Origin of the sequence: Propioniciclava sp., from assembly GCF_036744435.1 — a bacterium.
Classification (GTDB): Bacteria; Actinomycetota; Actinomycetes; order Propionibacteriales; family Propionibacteriaceae; genus Propioniciclava.
Window position 1 is genome coordinate 1 of sequence record NZ_DAIOIA010000201.1, and the last position, 2,640, is coordinate 2,640.

Annotated in this window: 3 protein-coding genes; 1 reads left to right on the plus strand and 2 read right to left on the minus strand. The window is 68.1% G+C overall.

Annotated features, from left to right (window positions below; genetic code table 11):
- Both V7E09_RS15105 and V7E09_RS15110 read right to left on the minus strand, forming a co-directional pair.
- Positions 1 to 694, minus strand: a 694-nt coding sequence (locus V7E09_RS15105) for a dTDP-glucose 4,6-dehydratase (protein ID WP_324523672.1), incomplete at its 3' end; no start/stop codon positions are given.
- Between the two features lie 115 nt (positions 695 to 809).
- A complete protein-coding gene (locus tag V7E09_RS15110) occupies positions 810 to 2,015 on the minus strand; it encodes a glycosyltransferase family 2 protein (protein ID WP_324510465.1) in 1,206 nt (401 codons plus the stop codon).
- A 188-nt stretch (positions 2,016 to 2,203) separates the two neighbouring features.
- Here V7E09_RS15110 and V7E09_RS15115 point away from each other — a divergent pair.
- Positions 2,204 to 2,640, plus strand: a 437-nt coding sequence (locus V7E09_RS15115; RefSeq protein WP_324523673.1) for a glycosyltransferase, incomplete at its 3' end; no start/stop codon positions are given.

Below are 2,640 nucleotides of genomic sequence, written 5' to 3' on the forward strand. Positions count from 1 at the left end.
GTCCGGCCTCGATGATCCGCAGCACGGCCGCGTTGTGATCGTCGACGTGGATCCAGTCGCGGACGTTCAGCCCGGCCCCGTACAACTTGGGACGCTCGCCGTCGATCACGTTGGTGATCTGGCGGGGGATGAACTTCTCCACGTGCTGGAACGGCCCGTAGTTGTTGGAGCAGTTGCTGATCGTGGCCTGTACCCCGAACGACCGCACCCAGGCGCGTACCAGCAGGTCGGAGCCCGCCTTGGTCGAGGAGTAGGGCGAGCTCGGGTTGTAGGGGGTCCACTCGTGGAACCGGTCGGGATCGTCGAGTTCGAGGTCGCCGTACACCTCGTCGGTCGAGATGTGGTGGTACCGGACGCCGTGCCGCCGGACCGCTTCCAGAAGCTGGTAGGTGCCCACCAGGTTGGTCTGGATGAACGGGCTGGGGTCATTGAGCGAGTTGTCGTTGTGCGACTCCGCGGCGAAGTGGACGACCACGTCCGCGTCGGCCACCAGGCGGTCGACCAGATCGGCGTCGCAGATGTCGCCCTGGACGAACGTGACCCGATCGGCGGGAAGGGCGGACACCGACTCCTTGCGGGACGCGTAGGTCAGCTTGTCCAGCACGACGACCTGGTCGTCGGTGTGCTGAACCAGGTGTCGGACGAAGTTGGTGCCGATGAACCCGGCGCCGCCAGTCACGAGGTACGTACTCACAGGGACAACCCTTTCTTGAGGTCAGGTGTGCTCGCCGAGGAGCGCCGCGGCCGCCGCCACCGTGGGGCGAGCGCCGCGAGCGGAGGGTGGACGACCCGCGGGCGGAGGCGCACGGTCAGGCGTGGTCCTGGCTGGACGTCGGCTGGGCCTTGCGGGGGATGGTGAGGATGCCCGCGAAGAAGCTCATGAGGATCGTCTGGAAGCCGACGATCATCAATACTGCGGAGGGGGCGGCGCCGCGGATGGCCGTCCGGGCGTCGAGGCCGCCGAACTCGACGTTGCTCCAGCCGACCACCTGGACGATGCTCCAGATGAACCCGAGGAGGAACAGCGCGATGCCCAGGAGGACGCCACGTTCCAGCGTCCAGGCGTCCGACAGTTTGCGGTAGTTGTCGGACGCGGGCAGGAAGCCCTCCCGCGTGGCATACAGCTTCGTCAGCCACCAGAAGAGGACTGACTGGTAGCCGATCACTCCCAGCGCTGAGGTGTAGAGCAGGCTGGAGACGTCGAAGCCGACGCCGCCGACCACGATCGGGGTGAAGATCAGCACCGCCGACAAGACGACACCCAGGATGAGGGCGATGAGGCCGGGGTAGAGGAACAACCAGCGCGGCGCGAACATCAGCAGGAATCGCAGGTGACGCCAGCCGTCGTGCCAGGACCGCAGGTGCGGGGGGCGGGAACGACCGTCCTTCTTCAGGGTGGTGGGGACCTCGACGATGTCGTACTTGGCCAGGGAGGCCTTGACGACCATCTCGGAGGCGAACTCCATCCCGGAGGTCTGGAGCCCCAGGTCGAGGATGCGCTCCCGGTTGAAGCCGCGCAGGCCGCAGTGGAAGTCCCCGACGCCGGGGCGGAAGAACAGCTTGCCGATGCCGGACAGGACGGGGTTGCCCAGGTACTTGTGCAGCGGGGGCATGGCGCCGGGGGCGATGCCGCCCTTGAACCGGTTGCCCATGACGAGGTCGTGGCCTTCGCGCAGCTTCTCCACGAAGGGGGCCAGGGCGGTGAAGTCGTAGGAGTCGTCGGCGTCAGCCATGATCACGAAGCGGCCGCGCGAGGCGGTGATACCGCCGATGAGGGCGGCGCCGTAGCCGCGCGCCGACACCGGGACGACGCGTGCACCCGCCTTGCGTGCGATGTCTTGGGAACCGTCGGTGCTCCCGTTGTCGGCGATGACGATCTCCCCCACCACCCCGCTGGATTCGAGATAGCCGCGCGCCTTGTCGATGCAGATCTGCAGCGTCTCCGCCTCATTGAGGCAGGGCATCACGATGGAGAGTTCGATGTCGGCCAGCGCGTCCTCGTCGACAAGTGGCATAGCTCGGGAACCAGCTTTCGTTGGGCGGCACGCGCAGGCCTGCGCTGTGTGTGGTCGGGGGAAGTCTAACAGCGTGTTGCGTGCCTCCGGGGGGCTCCGTGACCGTCGTCCAGGCGCGGGAGCGGGGCCATCTGTCATGATCGAAAAGGCGGCCCTGCCGCTCGTCGTCGACCAAGGAGCGCTCACCCGTGCCCAGCATCACCGCCGTCTTGTCCCTGTTCCGGCCGCCCCAGGGAGTCGTGGACCGGGTCACCCGGCTGCTGGAGCAGGTGGACCACGTCGTCGCCGTCGATGACAGCCCGGCCCCGGCCACGCCAGGCCCGGTGCACGAGGCGTTGCGGGCGCTCGGGGTGGAGGTGGTGGTGCTGGGGGAGAACCGTGGCATCGCGCACGCGCTCAACGTGGGCGTCGCCACCGCGCGCACCGCCGACCCGGCGGCCTGGATCATGACGCTGGATCAGGACTCCACGCTCGCCCCGGGGTTCGTCTCCGGTTCGCTGGCGGCCTTCGACGCGGCGCTGGCCGCGGGGGTCCCCGTCGGTGCCGTGTGTCCCGAGAAGCTCGGCGACGTTCCGACCCCCGACGAGGGCGAACGGGACGGGTTCTCGTTGGCGTATGACCCGAT

What these genes read in the sequence shown, in the direction of transcription:
- V7E09_RS15110 (WP_324510465.1), bottom strand. Translation starts at nt 2,015, where the DNA reads ATGCCACTTGTCGACGAGGACGCGCTGGCCGACATCGAACTCTCCATC.